This window comes from Geodermatophilus sp. URMC 60, assembly GCF_053502585.1.
In genome coordinates, this window is sequence record NZ_CP199958.1 from 4,344,328 (window position 1) to 4,363,592 (window position 19,265).

Below are 19,265 nucleotides of genomic sequence, written 5' to 3' on the forward strand. Positions count from 1 at the left end.
CAGCGCCACGGCCGACCCGGCAGCTGCCTCCGCACCCGTGGACAACCGGTCGTGATGCGGTCGAGGCGGTGCGCGGCGAGCGAGGTCCTCGGAGGCTGCATGCCCGTGATCGCGCCGCCCTGGTGAGGACGTGCAGCTCACCGACGGGCGACTCCGTCGACGACGACAGCTCCAGCGTCTCGGTGGCCGACAGGCCGCACCGGATCAACTGTCCACCTGCTTGTCGCGGTGACCGGCCACGCGGTGGTCGAGGTGCACGGGCGGCAACTTCCTTGCGCGGTTTTCAGGCGCGAGAACCCGCCCGATAACCCACCCGCCCACGCTCATGCGCCACCTGCGGTTTCACTGCTCTGAACAGCGTTTTCGGGTCTCGCACCCGAAGATGCCGGGCGAGCCGATGCGGGTGCAGCCGAGCCGGCCAGGCGTCCTAGCAGCGAGGACGGCTGATCCCGGCGCTCCCGGCGGCCTAGCACCGCGCTGACTCGCCCGATGACTGCCGCCACGGCGATCCGGCTCGAGGACCTGCTGGCGTCGTTCGGCGGTACCTGCGGGCCGCCGCGAAGGCGCCGCGGACGATCGAGCTCTACAGCCAGTCCGTCCGCTACTTCACTCGCTGGCTGACCGACCGCGGCCGCGAGCCGGTGCTCGACGAGCTGACCCGGCACGCGATCAGCGGTCCCGAAGGCGATCCGGAGCATCCGGTCGGCGCGGTGACACATGTGCACGGCTCAACGAGGCGACTCCCGGGGTCGGGGTAGCGCCAGGTACCGCCTACGGGAGGTGAGGGTGTAGGGATAGAGCGTGAGCGGTCGGGGGACCGACTTCTTCGTCAGTCACGCCGGCCGGGACACCGGGTGGGCGGAGTGGCTGGCCTGGCAGCTCGAGCAGGCCGGGCACACCGTCGAGCTGGACGTGTGGGACTGGGCGCCGGGCGAGGACTTCGTCGCCCATATGCAGACTGGCCTGGAGCGGGCGGCTCGGCTGCTGGCGGTGTGCACCGAGGCCTACTTCGCCTCGGGGTTCGGCGCGGCGGAGCTGCGTGCGGCGTTCGCGCGGTCCGCGGCGGCGCAAGGACGGATCGTGCCGGTGCTGGTCGAGCCGGTCACCCTGCCCCCGCTGTACGCGTCACTGATCCACCTGGACCTGACCGGCCTGGACGAGGCCGCGGCGGCGGCCCGGCTGCGGACCCGGCTGGCCGGTGGCCGACCGACGAACGCGCCACCGTTTCCTCACCCGTCGCCGGCGCCGACGGAAAAACCGGGATTCGCCGGCGCGCTGCTCGCGGTGTGGAAGGTGCCGCCGCGCAATCCGCGCTTCGTAGGCCGGGACGGCATGCTCACCGAGCTGCGCCGACGGCTGCGGGCCGACGAGAACACACTGGTGGTGCAGGCGCTCTACGGGCTGGGCGGGGTGGGCAAGACCCAACTGGCGATCGAGTACGCGCACCGCTTCGCCGCCGACTACGACCTGGTGTGGTGGATCGACGCCGAACAGCCGGTGCTCATCCCCGAGCAATTGGCTGGGCTTGCTGACGGGTTGGGGCTGCCAGCCGGGGCGACGGTGACCGTCACGGTGGAGCGACTGCTCGCCGAGCTGCGCGGCCGGGACCGCTGGCTGCTGATCTACGACAACGCGGAACGGCCCGGCCGACATCGCCGGCTACCGCCCGGCGGTGCCGGGCACGTGCTGATCACCTCGCGCAACCCAGGCTGGGGCGCCCTCGACGGCCAGCTGGAGGTCGACGTGCTCGCCGGGGGCGTGACCGTGGCCCTGCTCCAAGGGCGAATCCCAGGCTTGAGCGAAGAGCTGGCCGACAAGCTCGCTGCCGAACTGGGAGACCTCCCGCTGGCCGCCGCCCAGGCCGCCGGGTATCTGGAGCAGACCGACCTACCCCCAGCGGGCTACCTGCGCCGCTTCCGCACCCGCCGGACGGCGCTGCTGGCCCGCGGCGACGTCGTCGGCTACCACGGCCGCCTGGACACAACCTGGGCGCTGTCCCTGGAGCGGCTGCGCAGGGCGGACCCGGCCGGGGTGCAGCTGCTGGAGCTGGCCGCCTTCCTCGCCCCCGAACCCATTCCGCTGGCCCTGGTCGGTAACGGCGCCGACCTGCTCGATGAGCCACTGCGGGCCACCGCCGCCGATCCCGACGCCCTCACCGACACCGTCGGCGCGCTGGTCGGCTACACGCTGGCTCGCCGCTCCCCTGACGGCTTCCTGCTGCACCGGCTGGTGCAGGCGGTCATCCGCCACCAGCTGCCCGCTGACCGGGAGCACACCATCCGTCAGCAGGTGGTGGCGCTGCTGGCCGCCGCATACCCCGGCGACCCGGAGGACCCGGCCAGCTGGACGACTTATGCCCGGCTCGCTCCGCACGTGCTGGCCACCGCCCCGATCGGGGATCACTCCTCCACCGGTCGACATTTGGTCCTGGACACCGCCCGGTTTCTGTACGCCAAAGGAGACAGCCGCGGCAGCCGAGCCGTCCTAGAACCGCTGCTCCACCGCTGGCGGTCGACCCTCGCCCCGACCATCCCGACACCCTCACCGCCGCGAGCGCCCTCACCCTTGTCCTGGCCCAGCTGGCGAGGCGGAACCGGCCCGCGCCCTGAGCCAGGACACCCTGCGCCGCTGCCGGCGGGTGATGGGCCCGGATCACCCGACCACCCTGTGGGCGGCGGCCGCCGTGACCCGCGCCCTGCGCGAGTTAGGCGATGCCGAATTGGCCCGCGCCTGGGTCAGGAGACCCTTGAGCGCTGCCGCCGGGTGCTCGGCTTCGACCACCTCATCACGCTGTGGGCATCCGCGGCCCTGCCCCATGCCTCGGTCCATCTGGGCGAGGCCGAGCCGGCCCGCGCCTTGGGCGAGGACACCCTGCAGCGCTGCCGCCGGGCGCTCGGCCTCCACAACCCGACCGGTGGCTCAAGCCGGCCGTCCACGGACAGGCTGCGTCGTCGACCCGCGCCCGATGACACGACCGAGGAGACGCCATGAACCACCTGCGCCGACTGCAGGTTGAGCAGCCTGTCATCTTCTGGGTCCTGGTGGCGCTGGGCCTCTTCCTCGGCTTCCAGCTCGTGCTCTCCGTCGTGGGCCTACTGCTCGGACCCTTCGGGCTGCCGTCGTGGGTGCCCATCGTGGTCGTCGTAGGCGGCCTCGCCCTCCTCGCCCGGGGCCAGCCGAGGTCCCGGTGACTACGCCTGCCGCCCCCGCTCCTGACCCGGAGCTTCCTTCCGACCTGCTGTGTCCGGTCCAGCTCGGCGAGGGTGCTCGTGGTCCGCCGCAACCGACTGGCCACCAACCGCGGAGGCCCTGCATCGCCGCAGCCTCACCATCACATGCTGCTAGGAGCGGGACGTGGGCAGGAGAGGTCTCGACTGCCGGGCCTGGAGCGGTCGAGACACGCCCGAAGACCCCCAGTCAGACTCGGAGAGCTCACTGTCGTTCGCGATTGTGCTGTCCACCCTCCCCACAAAGCTGCGGGGTGTGACATCGCTCGGCCCTGTACAGCCTTGCCCGACAGCCCTGTTCGGACCGCTTCGCTGTACCGGTTGCTGTACAACTTCCCCGCTGGTCTCCTGGCGTCTGTCAACGACGGCCCAAGTTGCCCTCTGCAGCGACGGCCGATGCGGGTTATCAACCGACCCTCCGGACCGGAATGGGCTAACGCGCGAAGGGCTCCGCCCGGCCGTCAGCCGTGCGGGACCGCCTCGCGGATACTGCCGGAAGTTTCGTTCGGATCGGCGGGACTGGTCCCGACGATTGACGGATCGGCCGGGTTACCCAGGCGCGGCGGTCCGGCGGCGGCCAGGACCTCTGCGACGACGATGCGGCCTTCCCGGGTTCGCGGTGAGATGAGCGTTTGGTCACCCGCGGCTGGGACCTCGACGAGCCGCACCGGTCGACCATGGCGGGTGAGCTCGTCGGCGTAGCGCCGGGCGTCGTCGACCAGCGGGTCCTCGATGCCGGCGAGCAGCACAGCCGGCAGCGTCGGGACGCCGTCGAGCCAGGCATAGGGCGTCGCCCATGTCCACGACTGAGGTAACGCGTCCGGCGGCCCGCCGAAGAACCGCTCCGCCCTTGGGGTGACGTACGCATCGGGCACCGGGACGGGCCAGCCGTAGAAGCCGGCGATACCGACGACGGCATCCGGGACCGCCGATGCCGCGTGATACCGGCATCGGGCCGGGTCGAACGTATCCCCGGCGACGGCCAGGACGGTGGCCACCAATGCGCCGTCCGACCACCCCGCGAGGATCACCCGGTGCGGGTCCCCGCCGAGGCCACTGGCTCGTTCGCGGGCGAAGCGAACGGCGCATGCCGCCTCCTCGTAGGCATCGGGGAAGCGGGCATCCGCGTCGATGCCGGCCCAGTCGGCGTTGAAGACGAGTGCGCCGGCCCGCGCGAGCGCCTCGGCCAGCTTGGTGAGGTCCGCCCGGTCCCCGCAGCAGCCGTGCAGCAGGACGACGACCGGGGTCGGCGTCGTAGCGCGGGATCCGTCCGGCCGGTGGACGTCGAGGACCGCGCCGCTGGCATGGGCGTCCTGCTCCAGTGGTGGGGCTGCGGGGGAAGCCGCGGCCGCCGGGCCAGCACCGTCCGGGCGGGACAGGCTCCCCCCGCAGCTCAGGAGGAGACCGGTCACCGCGAGGGCTGCGCACACCCGCCGCGCAGCCCTGCGGTCAGCCACCGGGCGTCCCGGCGCAGGTCTGGGGTGGGCGGGACAACCCGTATCGGTCAGCCTCGGCGTCGCTGAGCTCCCGGCCGGCGACAGCGCACGCCAGGTCCCGCCATTCCCCGAGGTCGAGCGTCCAGCGGATGACGCCGCCGTCCCCGGCGCTGAAGACCGCGGCACCGGAGGGAAGGGCGACGACGCCGCCAACCCGGTCCAAGCGGCCGAGCTCCCCGAGAGGATCCAGGCGCACGTCGGCCTCCCAAAGCCGCAGCGTGCCGGTCTCGTCCGCGGTCGCCAGCCGGCCCGCCGGCTCGAGATAGGCGATCCCGGTGACCGTGCCCTCGTGCCCGGCAAGCGCCGGCCGGTCCGCCCGGCGCGCGTCGGTCTCCGCCAGGTCCCAGAGCACGACCTCTCCCTCGGCGTTGCCGATCGCGACCGTCTCGCCGTCGGGGCTGACGGCCGCGGTCTCCATTCGGCTGGTCCGCTCGGTCAGGGTGAGCGACTCCGGGGCGGGGAAGTCCGGCCAGAGGCGCGCCCGCCCGTCCGCTCCGGCCGAGATCAGCGCGCCGTCCGACGGCCGGAAGACGAGGTCGCGGACCCAATTGTCGTGTCGGCCCAGGGTGCTGACCTCCCGCAGGACGGGGTCCCAGGCCCGGACCAGGCCGCCGTCCCCACCAGTGACGACGTATCGCCCGTCCGGGGAGACCTCGACGACGACCGAGCCCTCACCGAGGCCGAGCTCATCGGTGCGGGCCCGGCCGTCGGCTGCGTCCCAGACCCGCACCCGCCCGCTGTAGGTGGCCGAGACGAGCATCGAGCCCGGACCAAACGCCAGACTGCTCACCGGATCCACGGCGTCCAGCTCGATCCCGGTGGGAATTCCGTCCGCCGTCCGCAGCACGATCCGGCCGGAGTCCTCACCCGTGGCTACCCGCTCCCCGGAGCGGTCGACGGCAACAGCCCGGCTCGGTGCCGACTGCTCCGGCAGGGAGGTGGCCAGCCGGCTGCGCCCGGCGTTGCCGGTGTCCCACAGGAAGAGCCGGGTGCCGCCGACGGACAGCATCTGGTCGTTGGCCAGGAACCCGAGGCCGCGGACGTAGTCGCCGTGGCCTCGCAGCGGGTCGCCGACCGCCTGTCCGGTGGCCGGATCCCACAGCCGAACGGTGTGGTCCCGGCTGGCTGAGGCCAGCCTGTCGCCGTCCGGGGAGAACGCCACGTCGAAGGCCCGCTCCTCGTGGCCGGGCAGCTCGTGAACCAGCTGCCCCGAGGCCAGCGACCAGATCCGGACTGCCCCCTCCTCGCCCGCGGAGGCGAGCAGCGCGCCGTCGGGGCCGACCGCGAGGGCCCGGACAGCGCCGGTGTGCCCGAGCAGCTCAGCCCGCAATGCGCCGGTGGCGACGTCCCACGCAAGGATGCGCCGGTCGTCGGGATCACCTCCGGTGCGCCCGCCGCCCGCCAGCAGGGTCGCGCCGTCCGGGGTGAAGGCCACCGTGTTGACCCAGTCGGCGTAACCGGTCAGCAACCGCTGGCCCTGACCGGTCCGCGCGTCGCGCAGGATGACCTGACCGTCCTGACCGCCCGTTGCGAGCAGCGTCCCATCCGGACTGTAAGCCGCCGTTCGGACCGAGCCGACGTGCTCCGGACCGGCCTGCGGCCCCGAGAGGAACGGCACGGGCTCGCCGCCGGGCAACGTCCACTGCCCGATCTCGCCGGTGCTGGACGTGGCGACGACGGCGCCCCCGTCCGGCCGCACCGCGATGCTGCGGATCTCCCCGCCCAGCCGGCCCAGCTCCCCCGGCGCGCCGCCGTCGAGGTTCCAGGACCGCACCACGCCGTCCAGGCCGCCGGTCACCGCGGCCTGTCTCTCGCCGACGACTGCCACCGCGTACTGCGGCACGGGTGCGTGCAGCACGCGCAGCACCCGGGGGTTCGCGGCGAGCGCGGCAAGGGCCCCGCCGACGGTCCGCGGCGTCGAGCGCAGCCGCAGCCCCTCCTGGGACAGCAGCAGCGCCCGGTCCACCTGCTCCGGGAGCAGCGCGGCGGCGGCCAGGGCCAGCTCGCCGGACCGGGCGAGGACCCGTCCGTCTCGGGCCTCGTTGCGTTGCTGCACCGCGACGACGGCGACCACCACGACAGCCGCCAGCAGCGCGGCCAGGGCGACGGTGAGCAGCCGGAACAACCGGTCAAGCCGGGCCTTGCGGGCACGGGCCGTGGCCAGCGCCGCGTCGCTCGCGGTCACGAGGTCCAGGAGGTCCCGGCTCGCCCCGAGCTCGTCGGCGTCGGGACCGTCGAGCCAGGCCCGCGCCTGGCCCAGCTCGACGTCGTCCATCAACCCGCCGGCCCCCCGGCCCAGCCGCACCCAGGAGGCCGCGGCGTCCTCGAGGTGGCGTCGGGTGCGCTCGGCCGCCCGGAGGTCCGCGATCCACCCGCGCAGCGCCGGCCAGCCGGTGATGATCGCTTCGTGGGCGAGGTCGATGAGCGCCTCCCCCGGATCGCTGGTCCGTTCGTCGGTGCTGCAGGTGACCAGGCGGGCGTCGATGAGGTGCTGCAGCACCCGGTCGAACGTCTCTGCGCTGCTGTCCGGGCTCTCCAGGTCCCGGCGGCGCTGCTGACGGCGCACGTCGCCGCGGCCGTCCATCAGCTGCACGAGCCGCAGGAAGACCCGCCGGGCGAGCAGCCGCTCCTCGTCGGTGGCTAGCGCCGCCATCGCCGCGTCCGCGCGCCGGGCCAGCGCCACCTGCAGACCGGTGCGCGGCGGCTCCCCGTAGGAGCTGCTCGGCAGCACCAACGCGTCGTAGGCGCTGATCGGCAGGTAGCGGCGCCGCAGGCGGCCCCAGAGCAGGACGAGGGTCTCCTGGATCAGCGGCAGGCTGCCCGGCTGCCCGCCGGCGTCGTGGACGATCGTCTGCACCAGCGCCGCCTCGATGTGGACGCCGACCTCCGCCGCGGGCGCGGCGATCGCCTCCCGCAGCCGGTCACCGGTGAGGGGCAGCACCTCCAGCCGGTGGTCGCGCACGGTCGCCCAGAGTGGCGAGGTCATGAGCTGCGGGTAGAAGTCCGCGCGGATGGCCAACAGGCAGCGCACCCGCCCCGACTCGCACAGCGAGCGCAGCTTCCGGCAGAAGTCGATCACCTGGCCACCGGCGCCCGGGGCGGCGTGCGTGAACAGCTCCTCGAGCTGGTCGACGACGAGCACCGTCGCTTCCTCGGGGCCCGGCCGCTCGGCGGACGCGAGCGCCGTGAGCAAGGTGTCGTGCGGCCGGTCCCCGGGGCGCACGGTGATGATGCGGGCGCCGCCTGCGGCCAGCCGCGGAACGACACCCGCCTGCAGCAGCGAGGACTTGCCACACCCCGACGGGCCGACGACGGCGAGCACCGGGTGCAGGCGCACCCGCTCGACGACCTCCTCGATCTCCGCAGCGCGGCCGTGGAACTGGCGGCTCTGCTCGCTGGTGTACGGCACCATGCCCGGGTAGGGGCATCCCGGCGGCGCGACCTCGGCCGCCACCTCCCGGTGCAGGTCGGCCAGCAAGCGGGCCAGGCAGACCTCCCAATCCGCCTCGTGGGTGGCGTCGAGGGTGGTCAGCATGGCGAGCGACAACGGCAGCTTGTCCACCGGGTGCAGCAGGATCGGCAACACCGGCCAGGTCGAGTGCTCCAGCCCGTAGTGCTGCGCCAGCAGCCGCAGCCGCAGCGCGCTGTCGTCGGCCAGGAACGCGGGGGAGATCACCAGGACGACGCGCTCGGACCTCTCGACCGCCTCGGCGAACTGCTCGCTGAGGGGGCGACCGAGGCGGAACTCCGACTCGATGCCGACGCGGACGCTGGCCTGGCGCAGCCCGGGCAACAGGAAGCCCTCGGCCCAATCCCGGTCCTCGGCAACGTAGGACAGGAAGATCTCCCGGCGGTCCCGATCCGCGGCCGCCGGCCCGGCGGCCGGACTGCCGGCGGTCACGGGCCGGCCGCCGGGTCGGACCACGGACGGCGCAGTTCCCGGCTCAACCGGGCGACGCCGTCGTCGAAGGCCGCGTCGTCGGTGAGGTCCAGCCACAGCCGAAGCCGCATGCTCAGCCGGGGTGTGACCGCCTCGCGCATCACGCCGATGAGGCGCACCTCGGCGTTCTCGAGTCCGAGGTGCTCGGCCATGAGTGACTCGAGGTCGGTGAACGTGCTCGTCAGGTATTGAGGGGTGAGCACCGCGACCGTGTACCGGCTGACCTCCACCGCGCGGGTCATGGCGATGATCAGCGGCTCGCCCAGCCGGAACTCGTCGTCGTCGAGGAAGACGCGCACTCCCGCGGCGCGGAGGGCAGGGACGAACCGCCCCCTCACCCAGGGCCGGTCCGGCGGGTGCCGGCGGTAGCTGACGAACACATCGTGGGTGAGCCCCGGCGCCGGGCCTGCGCCTGGCGCGCTCACGGGCCGTCCTCCGGCACTCCCGTCGCCGTCAGCCGCCTGAGTGCGGTGCCGGCCGCCGGCTGGTCGGGGACCCGGTACCCGACAGTGCCGAGATGGCCGGGCGGGAAGGGCGACACGGCGTCCGTCGGCGGCTCACGCAGGGTCGGCAGCGTGGCCAGCTCCGGTCCTCCGGGCGCTGCAAACGCAAGGGCGAGCCGCTCGAGGTCCGAGCCCTCGAGCCTCGCATCCACGGTGAGCGAGCCCCGCGCGCGGACCAGCCCGCGGAGGCAGTCCCAGGACGGACAGCGGTCGGGCAGCGCGGCGGCGAGGGCAGTGAGCAACCGCTGCTGACGGGCGATCCGCCCCAGGTCGCCAGAGGTTTCGGGGGTCCAGCCGGCGGGGGTGAGCTCCTCTAGGCTGCGGGAGCGCAGGTAGGCGAGGGCGGCCGCACCGTCCAACTCCTGGGTGCCGGGCCGCAGGGCCAGCCCCGTCCGCTGGTCCCGCACGGCATGCGTCACGGTCAACGGGACGCCGCCCAGAACGTCCACCATCGCGGTCACGGCGTCGAAGCCGACCTCCACGTAGTGGTGCACCGGCAGCCCTGTGAGCGAGCGGACGGCCGAGATGAGGGCGTCTGGCCCGTACTCCAGCGCGCCACCGAGCTTGCCGTCCCCGTGCCCAGGGACCGACACCCGCAGGTCCCGGGGCAGCGATAGGCCGGCCACGCGCCCGGTGCGGGGGATCGCCCAGAGCACGACGCTGTCGGCCCGCTCCCCTTCGACGTCCCAATCGGGGTCGACGGGGTCGCGACGGTCGCTGCCCACGAGCAGATACATGATGGGGCCCGCCACGGGTTCCGCATCCAGCGCGGGGACGGCGACGTCTGCGTCCCGCAGTGCCGCCTCAAAGAGCAGGTTGTCCCCGCGGGTGAGCACGGTCCAGGTCCCGCCGAGCAGCAGGGCTGCGGCGAGGGCCAGCGCGGCGGACGGGCGAGCCACGGCGGTCACGGTCCGGAGAGGTCAGTCGGCGTCGGTGGCGTGAACGTCGACCCAGTCGTCTGCGTCCCGTCGGCCGTGGTGGTCGGGGCCGTGGTGGTGGTCCGGGCCGGGGTGGTCCGGGCCGGGGTGGTCGGGGCCGGGGTGGTCGGGGCCGTGGTGGTGGTCCGGGCCGGGGTGGTCGGGGCCGTGGTGGTGGTCCGGGCCGGGGTGGTCGGGGCCGGGGTGGTCGGGGCCGGGGTGGTCGGGGCCGGGGTGCTCGGGACCGTGGTGCTCGGGACCGTGGTGCTCGGCGACAGCGAGCCGGTCGTTTGATCGCCGCTCGTCGGCCGGTCGGCGCACGCGGGCGTGAGGGCAGCCAGCGTCGCCAGGGCGAGGGCCGCGCTCCTGCACCGCCACGCTGCCGCCACCGACCACCTCCGGACCTGCTCGCGGCCCCGAACCGACCCGACGCCGCGGTCGGGGGCGCCAGGCCCCGTCCCACGGTGCCACCGGGGCGTCACCGCGGCGTCACGGCACAGCTGGGAAGACGTTGCGAAAGTAGGTCGTCGGGATCTGTCCCGTCCTGACGGTCCGCCGCAGGCTACGGCGTATGTCCTTGTCGGCGTCTTCACCGCCGCCCCGGCTGATCAGTGACGAGCTGTGGGAGTTGGCCGAGCCACTGATCCCGCCGCAGCCGCCGGCGGTGCACGGTCGAACCGGGCGACCGCGTACCTCGGATCGGGACGTCCTCGAGGGCATCGCCTTCGTGCTCTCCAGCGGCACCAGCTGGACCAAGCTGCCCCGCGAGCTGGGCTACGGCTCCGGCTGGACCTGCTGGGGCCGGATGCACGAGTGGGCCGACGCCGGCGTCTTCGACCGCCTGCACCAGGCCGTGCATGACCGACTGGGTGAGCAGGGCCGGCTGGACTGGTCGCGGGCCAGCCTGGACTCGGTGAGCGTCCGGGCGAAAAGGGGGTGCGCTGACCGGACCGAACCCGACCGACCGCGGCAAGGCGGGGACCAAGTACCACCTGCTGGTCGACGCCACCAGGCTGCCGCTGAACGTGCTGGTCTCGGCCGCGGACCGGTACGACAGCCTGTTCGTTGAACCGATCCTCGATGGCATGCCCGCGATCAAGCGGCGGCCGCGGCCATCCCCGCCGGCGGCCGGTCAAGCTGCACGGGGACAAGGGTTTCGACAACCCGCGAGTCCGCCGCTGCCTGCGCCGCCGGGGCATCACCGCCCGCATTGCCCGGATCGGCGTCGATTCCAGCCAGCGGCTGGGCCGGCACCGCTGGGTCGTTGAACGCACCCTCGGCTGGCTGCTGTCCTAAGAGCGCCTGGCCCTGCGCTACGACCGCACCGCCGTCACCATCACCACCCTGGCCCGCCTGGCCGTCACCCTCATCCGCGCTCGGCGATCACCGACGAACTAATGCAACGTCTTCTGAGACCGCCGAGCCCTCCACTGTCGCTACCCGGCTGCGCGGCATGCGCCGGTTCTGCCGCCGGCGGTGCGTGACCACCCAGTTCCGATCCTGGCGCTGCGGTGACGGAGTGCGCAAACAAGATGGCGTCAGGTGCCTGCAGCGGCCTGGGACGAGATGGTGAGACAGCGCAACCCACGGTGAACAGGCACTCGGTCGGATCGTGACGGGGAGCGGCACACCATGGAGCTGTACCGGCTCCACGTCGCCAGCCCCACTTCGCCAGGACGACCGAGTTCGACTCCTAACTGGCCGACGACCGTGTCGCGGTCCACCTGACACCTCTTGGCCAACACGTTGCCTCGAGGATCCCCACTGCTGGCCGGCGTCCCGGTTACTGGCAGTGCTGTCGCATGGACGTTCTTCATCTGTTCCGGGTCGAGGGCGGTCGGTTCGCCCAGCACTGGGCCGCCGCGAGCACATTGGTCTGCTGAGGCAGCTCGGCGCCTGGCCTCGACGGCGGGGCGGCCTATGGGATGACGGGCCCACGGGCGGTTGTGCACGTAGGCGCCGGCAGGCCGTGGAGATGGTGGAGTCACACGCCAGACCGACCAGTACTCCGAGGATCACGCCGCAACTCGAGACCGACGGCTCGACGCCCACCGGTGGTTGCGCAGGCGTGCCGGAGGCGCCACGGTGGCTTGCCACGCCCGAGGGACGGCCACAGGAGGCGCCATGTCCAGCATGATCAGCATCCGTCGCCAGCGGACCGGCTCCACCGCCAAGACGGCGAGCGTCACCGGCGCGATGGCTGTCGGCGCCCGCATCCTCGGGCCGTCGGCGATGGGGCCTCTCGCGCTCGCCGTCACCGCCGTCGGCGCGATGGCCGTCGGCCGGCTCGCGATTGCTGACGCGGTGATCCGGAGACTGCGCGCCGAGGAGATCCAAATCGGCTCGCTGAAGGTGCGCGAGCTCGAGGTGGCCGGCCAGCGTTGGACCGGCTCCACCATCTCGTCGATCCCGAGGGCCGATCAGCAGTCGTAGTGATCAGCCGTGGTGGGGAAGACACCGACGACATGCGCGGCGCGCTGTGCCGACCCCGGTGATGTCGCGAAGGGATGGCGGGCGGCGTGCTCGTGGCCGCTCGACCGGGCCGCCTGACCGACGGGCTGTGGGCTGGTGTTCCGGTGCCGCCGAACTCGGCCTTCGCCGGCGGCACGCCGGTCCTCCAGGACGTGTCCGGGCTCGACCTCCGTGGCGTCGATCGTCTGCACCGCCTCGACCGCCGGCAGCGTCGCGATCGGAAGCCGGCGGCCGTTCATGGATGCGCTCCTCTCGAGGTAGCTGGGGATCGGCGCCACCGGCGTCTCGAGCCGGGCGCCGGAGCTGGCTTGCGCCCACTCGGCGATTGAGACGAGTTCGTCGCGCGTGGGGCCTCCGGCCGTCGGCTGACGCCAGCCGGTCTCGTAGACGGCGCGGGCCAGCGGCTCGGCGGCAGCCAGCGACGCCGGCAACGCGGTCATGGCCACGAAGCCGGCGACGTGCGGTTCGATCCGGGGGTCGGCTTGGCCGGCCGCGACGATGGCAGCCGAGGTCAGGGGCTGCGCGAGGTCGAGGTCATGGCCTTGCCAGCGGCGTACCGACTCGGCGTCGAAGGCCAGGTGGTCCTCGACCCACGGGAGGATCCCCGTGTCGCACCAAGCGCCGAAGGGAGCTGCGATGGTGGCGGGGTCGGCGCCGGTGTCGAGCAGCTGCAGGAGCGCGCCGATCTGCATGCTGGCCATGGCGAGCCCCCGGCCCGCCGTGGGCGCCGTGGTCGCGACTGCATCACCGATGGCGACCAGACCGGGCCGACCGAGCTGCTGCCGGTAGGTGTTGGACAACCCACCACCGACGATGACGCCGCTGGTGGGCGTGGCGACGCGGGCGTCGGTCCATTCGGCCAGCCCGGGAATTGCCCGGCAGGCGGCCTCGAAGGCGCTCGGGTGACGGAGGGCGCCCAGGCCGGCGTCGGCGCTGGGTCGGGGGGTCAGCCGCAGGACCGTCTTCACCTCGGTCGGCGCGAAGGCCGCCGTACTGAAGCTCGCCTTCGACTGGACGCTGGCCGGCGACGAGGAACCGGTGGCCATCGCGGACCGGCCGGAGGTGCGGCGAATGATGCAGGGCCAGGACCCCGCCGAACTGCTCGCCGCATGGATGGCCATGAACGCCGCCATCAACCAGCGGCTCGCCACGCTCCACCACGTCCTCGTCGTGGCAGCCGACGCCGACCCCGAGGCTGCAGCCCTCCTCGCCACGACCGACGACCAGCGGGCCGAGGGCGCCCGAGATGTCATCGGCCGCGTCGCCGACCTCGGCGGGCTGCAGCCCGGACTCGATCCCGAACAGGCTGCCGCCATCGCCGACGTCCTGATCGATCCGATGCTCCACCAGCGCCTGGTCGGCACCTGGGGCTGGACGTTCGAGACCTACGTCAGGCACCTGCAACGGATGGCGGCGGTGTCACTGCTGGCGTAGCAGCACGGGCGGCGGAAGGCGCTGCCCGGGAGGAGCACGCTCGCCCTCAGGCACAGCCCTCCTCGCACCGGCCGAGCCGGCGCGCACGCATCGTCGAGTCGGGATGAGGCGATGAGCACGCCGGACCCTCGAAGCGTCGCGCGCAGGAACGGCGTCGCCGGAGACGGACGGGAGGAGGGAAGGCAGCCCCTGCTCGATCAGCCCCTCGGTGCAGAGCTCAACCGTGTCGCCGCGGCGCACCGCGGCCTCGTGAGCGGTACCGGGGGCCGAGGCGATCCGCGCCGAGCCGCCACTCGGCGCCGCGCGCGCAGCGTCGCCCCGCGGCGACCGCGGTGAAGCATCCGTGGGAGCTGCCCGGACGAACTGGTCCCTCTACCTCTCTGTCCGGGAGGCCACCGACGAGACCTCCTCGGCCCGAGGGGTCCTGCCGACGAGCCTGTTCACCGCAGCGCGCAACTGCTGGAGGTCCCACTCGGTGCTCCACAGCGCCCAGGCGACGAACAGCACCTGGAGGGGCAGTCGCAGCCAGGGGTACCAGCCGCCGGGTTGCCCCTCCACGTCGACGCCGGCGACGGCGACGTACACGTTGGCCGGGAAGACGGCGACCAGGTAGGCGGCGAGCGCGAGACCGGCGCGGCGCCGCCACGGCTGGCGGAGGAGGAGTGCTGCGCCGAGGGCGATCTCGACCGCACCGGTCACGAACACGAGGGTCTCCGCGGCGGGCACCCACGGCGGCAGGTGCTGGACGAAGGGTGCCGGCATCACCCAGTGCGCCACCCCGGCGAAGACCATGGCGGCGGCCATGCCGAGGCGAGCCGCACGGCGGGCGGAGCGCCGGCCGGACGACGGCCACAGGACGAGTGCGGCCACCGCGGTGGCGAGCGCGAGGACGACGAGGAAGATCATGAGGATCAACCCCTCGGAGGCGTTGGTGAGGACGAACGGGCATGGGCTTCGCGCGGAGCCGGTGGCGAGGGGGCCCCGCCGAGGGCGGGCCGTGACGTCGTGGCCCGCAGCAGGCCGATGCCGAGGGTCAGCAGCCCTGCCACCAGGACGACGGCCCCGGCGTAGGCGGAGTAGATGATCGCGTTGGGTTCTCGGTCCTGCGGCATCAGGACGGACAGGAAGAACGCCACGGGCAGCAGGACAGCGGCGGTGGGAAATGCGAGCCGCACGAACCAGCGGGCGCGCTCGGACAGCCCGGTCTCGTCGACGTAACGAAGCGCGACCAGGGACAGGAGCAACAACACGCCCGCGTGCGCATGACCGGCGCGCCACAGGTCCTGCCGCAGCGGGTTGTCACGGTAGCCCGGGTCACCGATCAGCAGGCTCAGCACGCTGACCCCGCCGATGACGACCGTGGGCAGGACGACGAGGACGATGCCGGCGACCCGGCGAGACGCGGGGCTCATGCCGCGCCTCGCTCCGTTTCACCGGCCAGGCCCAGCGGCTCGCTGAGCGCGGCTGCAACCCCCACCATGGCGTCACCCACGAGGCCGACCGGGGCCAGGCCGACCGAGCAACCGGTGGCCGGTCCGCTCGACGCATCGGTGAGTTGCCGAGTTGTCGCGCGTCGCGCCGGCCGGCGGGGCCGGTGCGCAGCCGCACCGGCGGGCGCTCCACCGGCGGAACGACCGGGACGGAGGGGAATCGGAGTCGACAGTCCCTGTGCCATGGCTGCTCCTCGTACGACTCGGTGGGCACGCACCCGCGTGGGGAGCGCGCGCACCGCGGCAGCGACGCTAGGGGACCGCCGAGGACCCGGACACGGCCGCAGGTCCCTGTCCGGGCCGGCGGCGGAGCATCCGGGCGCGCCTCCCCCGCCGAAGTCCGCGGTGGAGGTCGCCCACCCGACCAGGTCCAGGTCCCGGGCGACCCACGTCCGCTCATGCGCGACCTGCGGTTCCGACGTTCCGGACAGCGCTCCCGGGTCCGCGCCCCGCCCGCGATCCGTTCCGAGCACCTACCGGCGTCCTCCCGGCGCCGTCTCGCCGCTCAGCGCGGCTCGCCCCCCTCTCGCGACCACAGCAGGGGAAGCACCACCTCGTCGACGATCTCGACGATCACCTCGTCGGGCACCGGTCCCTCGTTGGTCAAGGAGTGGTAGCGCATGAGCGCGGGCCCGACCTCCCGCTGGCGTCGGGTCACGGCGTCGACGTCGAGCTCACCGCGTTGGTGCGCCCGACGCAGCACCGTCTCGATCATCGCTGCGCTGTTGCCCCGGGCCCGGGCGCGGAACTGCTCGGCGCGCGCGGGATCGCGCAAGACGTCGCCGAGCACGCCCCGCATGGCCCGTCCAGCCGGTCCCGCGAGTTGTTCCCCCGCGGCCCGCAGCACGGCCAGCAGGTCCCCGCGCAGGGTGCCGGTGTCGGCCAGCGCTGCCGGGTCGGGCAGAGCGTGGTGGACGGCGTCCACGACCAGCGCCACCTTGCCCGGCCAGCGGCGGTACACCGAGGCCTTGCTGGCGCGGGCCCGTTCGGCGACCTTCTCCATGCTGACGTTCGCGTAACCGACCTCGTCGACCTCGGCGATCGTCGCCTCCAGGATGGCCGCGACGAGGGCCTGACCGTGTCGGCGCCGCGGCCCCTCCAGGACGTCGCGCACGTCGGGGTCCCTGCGCACGTCAGCGGTCACGCTGCCGAGCGGGCCGGTCGGCCGCACCGGCCTCGACGACGAGCCCGGCGTCGCCGTCGACGGTGACCACCTGGCCGTCCGCGAGGACCGTGGTCGCCGTCCCGGTGGCCATGACGGCCGGGATCCCGTACTCGCGGGCGATGATCGCCGCGTGCGACCCGGAGCCGCCGGAGTCGACGACGACGGCTGCCGCGCGCTGGAACAGGGGGGTCCACGCGGGGTTGGTGTAGGGGCAGACCAAGACCTCGCCGTCGCGCAGCGTGCCGAACTCCGCCGGACCGCCGACCACGCGGACCGGCCCGGTCACCCGCCCACCGCTGGCGGCGACGCCGCGGAGCAGCGCGGCGGTGCCGGCGTCGGACTGCGGGAACAGAGAGGCCCGGCTGATCATCGGTGCGCCCGCCAGCTCGGCGCGCCGGGCCGAGCGGGCGCGCACGAGCGTGCGCAACCGGTCGGCGTCATGCGGCGTGAGCCGTGGTGGATCGGCGCAGTGCTCCAGCTCCTCCAGCCGCAGGTGGAAGACGTCCTCGGGGAGAGCCAGCACCCCCACCGCCGCAAGCCGGCTGCCGGCCTCCATCGCCACCCGGCGCAGAACCGGCAACACCGCGGTGACATGGAAGTGCGAGTCCTCGCGGAAGGCGATGCCGGCGCGAGCGGCCGCCACGACCCGCCGCGCGCCCTCAGCCGTCCCCGTGCGGCGGACGAGGGGATGGCCGACCAGCCGGTCCTCAGCCGCAGCAGCCGGCCCGGGTCCGGACGGCCGCGGAGGACCGGCCGCGAGCACCGACACCAGCGCGAGCACCGTGGTCGGCGCGTCCGCCCAGGTCGGAGCGGACATCAGCAGCGGGCTGGTGGTCTCGCGGTGTCCGTACCCGGCCAGGAACTCCCCCAGCGCCGCGGAGAACGCGCCGCATGCGGGATCGTCGGTGATCCGCTCGAGCAGGGCCGGGCCGTCCAGGTCGGCGAACGCATCGCGCAGGACCGGATCCTGCCGGACCTGGGCAGCCAGGCCCTCCAGCGCGCGGTTGGCGTCCTCGGTCCGGGTCCGCGTGCCCAGGGTGAGCTGCCCGGACAGCGCCCGGAGCCCCAGCAACGACACCAGGAGGTGCAGGCGCAGGAGGTCGTGACCGACGCGCGGCAGGTAGTCCACCCGCAGGTCCGTGACCAGGTCCGTCGCCGAGAGCGCCCGACGCGCGACCGCGGTGAGATCCGTCCAGGTGAGCCCGGTCAGGTCCACCTCGCGGAGGTGCCGCACCTCCCGCTGGAACCGGTCGAAGCGCGGATCGCGCTCCCACGCAGCCGGTGCGAAGCGGCGGATGCGGACAGCCAGGCGTGCGGGCGCGGTCAGCACCGCTCGGGTCGGCAGGGGCAGCGGAGGCACGAACCGGTCGACGACCCCATCGACCTCCGGCAGCACGTCGGACATCTCCAGGCGCAGTCCCGGGATCTCGGCCAGCATCCGTTCGACGAGCCGACCGATGCCCGGCTGTATCCAAGCGCTGACGTCGAGTGGGTATGGCCGGTCGGTGAAGTAGTCGAGCAGCTGCTGGCCGAGCCGGCGCCGGATCCGGCCCAGCCGGAGCGGGGGCGGCGGGAGTGCGGTCATCGGACGGGTCTGCACGAGCCAGACCTGCCCGGCGGCGCGGACCCACTCGATGTCCTGGGGACGCCCGAAGTGTCCCGCGACGGCCCGACCCAGCCTGGCGAGCTCGACCACCACCTCGTCGGGCAGAGCGTCCACCGGCTCCTCGGCACTACGTGCCACCCCGCCGCCGACCACGCCCCGGATGACCACCTCACGCCGGCCGGGGACGTGCTGCCGGACGGCGCCGCCGGCGTCGAGCACGTAGTGGTCGGGGGTGACCAGCCCGGAGACGACGGCCTCGCCCAGCCCCGGGCTCGCATCGATCACCACCTCGTCGCGCGCACCGGTCACCGGGTTGGCGGTGAACATCACTCCGGCGTGCTCGGCCGGCACCATCCGCTGCACGACGACGGCCATCCGCACCGAGGCCTGGTCGACGCCGCGTCGGTCGCGATAGGCGATGGCCCGCTCGCTCCACAACGACCCCCAGCACCGGCGCACCGCCTGGAGGAGCGCGACCTCGCCGACGACGTTCAGGCAGGTGTCCTGCTGCCCGGCGAACGCGGCGCCGGGCAGGTCCTCGGCGGTGGCGCTGGAACGGACCGCGACCGGGCCACCGCCGAGCACGGCGTAGGCCTCGAGGATCTCCGCTCGCAGCCCGTCCGGGACGGTGGCGCTCTCGAAGGCGGCACGGATGCCTGCGGCGCCGTCACCTGCCCGCAGGCCCGCCTCGATCCTCGCGGCCAGCCCGTTGCTCTCGACGACGCCGGCGTAGGCGGCGGTGGAGACGACCACCGCATCGGGGACGGGGAAGCCGCCGCGCACCAACTCGCCGAGGTTGGCACCCTTCCCGCCGGCCAGAGCCAGGTCTCCGCGGCCCAGCGCCGAGATCGGAACGACCAGCTGGTGATCGTGGCTGTGCAGGGTGTCCGTCATGACGCGCTCCTGACGGGAGTGGGGCTGCGGCGTGGTGCGCATGATCGGCTGGTATCCCGGCCTCCCGGATACCCGCCGATCGAAACGGAGCGTTTCTATCGACGCTACGTCGCGACAGCCG

The 19,265-nt window shown here is 73.6% G+C and carries 14 protein-coding genes and 2 pseudogenes; 7 read left to right on the forward strand and 9 right to left on the reverse strand.

The window, feature by feature from the left end; all coding sequences use genetic code 11:
* Positions 1–801: 801 nt before the first annotated feature.
* From fxsT to ACWIX3_RS20470, 3 genes and pseudogenes are all read left to right on the forward strand, one after another.
* Positions 802–2,514 (forward strand): annotated as a pseudogene (gene fxsT, locus ACWIX3_RS20460) (FxSxx-COOH system tetratricopeptide repeat protein); the annotation flags it as partial.
* Positions 2,515–2,641: 127 nt separating this feature from the next.
* Complete coding sequence (locus tag ACWIX3_RS20465; RefSeq protein ID WP_448612490.1) at positions 2,642–3,016, forward strand: hypothetical protein; 375 nt, start codon at positions 2,642–2,644, stop codon at positions 3,014–3,016.
* Positions 2,988–3,191, forward strand: coding sequence for a hypothetical protein (locus tag ACWIX3_RS20470; RefSeq protein WP_448609191.1), 204 nt, complete (start codon positions 2,988–2,990; stop codon positions 3,189–3,191). The genes ACWIX3_RS20465 and ACWIX3_RS20470 overlap by 29 nt, the downstream gene beginning before the upstream one ends.
* A 497-nt stretch (positions 3,192–3,688) precedes the next feature.
* On the opposite strand, the gene ACWIX3_RS20475 is transcribed toward ACWIX3_RS20470, so the two are convergent.
* Genes ACWIX3_RS20475 through ACWIX3_RS20490 form a run of 4 tightly spaced genes read right to left on the reverse strand, consistent with a single transcriptional unit; the run spans position 3,689 to position 10,065 of the window.
* On the reverse strand, positions 3,689–4,639 hold the full coding sequence (locus ACWIX3_RS20475) for an alpha/beta hydrolase (protein WP_448609192.1): 951 nt from the start codon (positions 4,637–4,639) through the stop codon (positions 3,689–3,691).
* A gap of 37 nt (positions 4,640–4,676) precedes the next feature.
* Positions 4,677–8,624 (reverse strand): nSTAND1 domain-containing NTPase, encoded by a 3,948-nt coding sequence (locus tag ACWIX3_RS20480; protein ID WP_448609193.1) that lies wholly within the window; start codon positions 8,622–8,624, stop codon positions 4,677–4,679.
* Positions 8,621–9,088 carry a toll/interleukin-1 receptor domain-containing protein gene (locus tag ACWIX3_RS20485; RefSeq protein ID WP_448609194.1) on the reverse strand — a complete coding sequence of 156 codons (468 nt, stop codon included), beginning with the start codon at positions 9,086–9,088 and terminating at the stop codon, positions 8,621–8,623. The genes ACWIX3_RS20480 and ACWIX3_RS20485 overlap by 4 nt, the downstream gene beginning before the upstream one ends.
* On the reverse strand, positions 9,085–10,065 hold the full coding sequence (locus tag ACWIX3_RS20490; protein WP_448609195.1) for an LCP family protein: 981 nt from the start codon (positions 10,063–10,065) through the stop codon (positions 9,085–9,087). Before ACWIX3_RS20490 ends, ACWIX3_RS20485 begins: the two co-directional genes overlap by 4 nt.
* Before the next feature lie 39 nt (positions 10,066–10,104).
* Here ACWIX3_RS20490 and ACWIX3_RS20495 point away from each other — a divergent pair, with 39 nt between their 5' ends.
* From ACWIX3_RS20495 to ACWIX3_RS20505, 3 genes and pseudogenes are all read left to right on the forward strand, one after another.
* Positions 10,105–10,377, forward strand: a complete 273-nt coding sequence (locus ACWIX3_RS20495) for a hypothetical protein (RefSeq protein ID WP_448609196.1) — start codon at positions 10,105–10,107, stop codon at positions 10,375–10,377.
* A 283-nt stretch (positions 10,378–10,660) separates the two neighbouring features.
* Positions 10,661–11,481: pseudogene (locus tag ACWIX3_RS20500) on the forward strand (IS5 family transposase).
* 726 nt (positions 11,482–12,207) lie between these two features.
* Positions 12,208–12,516: a hypothetical protein gene (locus tag ACWIX3_RS20505; RefSeq protein ID WP_448609197.1), complete on the forward strand. Its 309-nt coding sequence runs from the start codon at positions 12,208–12,210 to the stop codon at positions 12,514–12,516.
* On the opposite strand, the gene ACWIX3_RS20510 is transcribed toward ACWIX3_RS20505, so the two are convergent.
* Positions 12,504–13,601, reverse strand: coding sequence for a hypothetical protein (locus ACWIX3_RS20510; RefSeq protein WP_448609198.1), 1,098 nt, complete (start codon positions 13,599–13,601; stop codon positions 12,504–12,506). The two genes, ACWIX3_RS20505 and ACWIX3_RS20510, sit on opposite strands and share 13 nt — an antisense overlap.
* On the opposite strand from ACWIX3_RS20510, the gene ACWIX3_RS20515 reads away from it, so the two are divergent.
* Positions 13,594–13,989 carry a hypothetical protein gene (locus ACWIX3_RS20515; RefSeq protein ID WP_448609199.1) on the forward strand — a complete coding sequence of 132 codons (396 nt, stop codon included), beginning with the start codon at positions 13,594–13,596 and terminating at the stop codon, positions 13,987–13,989. The genes ACWIX3_RS20510 and ACWIX3_RS20515 overlap by 8 nt on opposite strands.
* A 372-nt stretch (positions 13,990–14,361) precedes the next feature.
* On the opposite strand, the gene ACWIX3_RS20520 is transcribed toward ACWIX3_RS20515, so the two are convergent.
* From ACWIX3_RS20520 to ACWIX3_RS20535, 4 genes are all read right to left on the reverse strand, one after another.
* Positions 14,362–14,895: a DoxX family protein gene (locus tag ACWIX3_RS20520; protein ID WP_448609200.1), complete on the reverse strand. Its 534-nt coding sequence runs from the start codon at positions 14,893–14,895 to the stop codon at positions 14,362–14,364.
* A gap of 5 nt (positions 14,896–14,900) precedes the next feature.
* Positions 14,901–15,401 carry a hypothetical protein gene (locus ACWIX3_RS20525; RefSeq protein WP_448609201.1) on the reverse strand — a complete coding sequence of 167 codons (501 nt, stop codon included), beginning with the start codon at positions 15,399–15,401 and terminating at the stop codon, positions 14,901–14,903.
* 583 nt (positions 15,402–15,984) lie between these two features.
* The gene (locus ACWIX3_RS20530) at positions 15,985–16,623 is read right to left on the reverse strand and encodes a TetR/AcrR family transcriptional regulator (protein WP_448609202.1); all 639 of its coding nucleotides are present in this window, start codon (positions 16,621–16,623) and stop codon (positions 15,985–15,987) included.
* Positions 16,613–19,144 (reverse strand): PEP/pyruvate-binding domain-containing protein, encoded by a 2,532-nt coding sequence (locus tag ACWIX3_RS20535; RefSeq protein WP_448609203.1) that lies wholly within the window; start codon positions 19,142–19,144, stop codon positions 16,613–16,615. Before ACWIX3_RS20535 ends, ACWIX3_RS20530 begins: the two co-directional genes overlap by 11 nt.
* Positions 19,145–19,265: the final 121 nt, after the last annotated feature.

Coding starts and splice junctions, on each gene's coding strand:
- ACWIX3_RS20465 (WP_448612490.1), top strand. CDS start 2,642: ATGGGCCCGGATCACCCGACCACCCTGTGGGCGGCGGCCGCCGTGACC.
- ACWIX3_RS20470 (WP_448609191.1), top strand. CDS start 2,988: ATGAACCACCTGCGCCGACTGCAGGTTGAGCAGCCTGTCATCTTCTGG.
- ACWIX3_RS20505 (WP_448609197.1), top strand. CDS start 12,208: ATGTCCAGCATGATCAGCATCCGTCGCCAGCGGACCGGCTCCACCGCC.
- ACWIX3_RS20510 (WP_448609198.1), bottom strand. CDS start 13,601: ATGGCCACCGGTTCCTCGTCGCCGGCCAGCGTCCAGTCGAAGGCGAGC.
- ACWIX3_RS20520 (WP_448609200.1), bottom strand. CDS start 14,895: ATGATCTTCCTCGTCGTCCTCGCGCTCGCCACCGCGGTGGCCGCACTC.
- ACWIX3_RS20525 (WP_448609201.1), bottom strand. CDS start 15,401: ATGAGCCCCGCGTCTCGCCGGGTCGCCGGCATCGTCCTCGTCGTCCTG.
- ACWIX3_RS20535 (WP_448609203.1), bottom strand. CDS start 19,144: ATGACGGACACCCTGCACAGCCACGATCACCAGCTGGTCGTTCCGATC.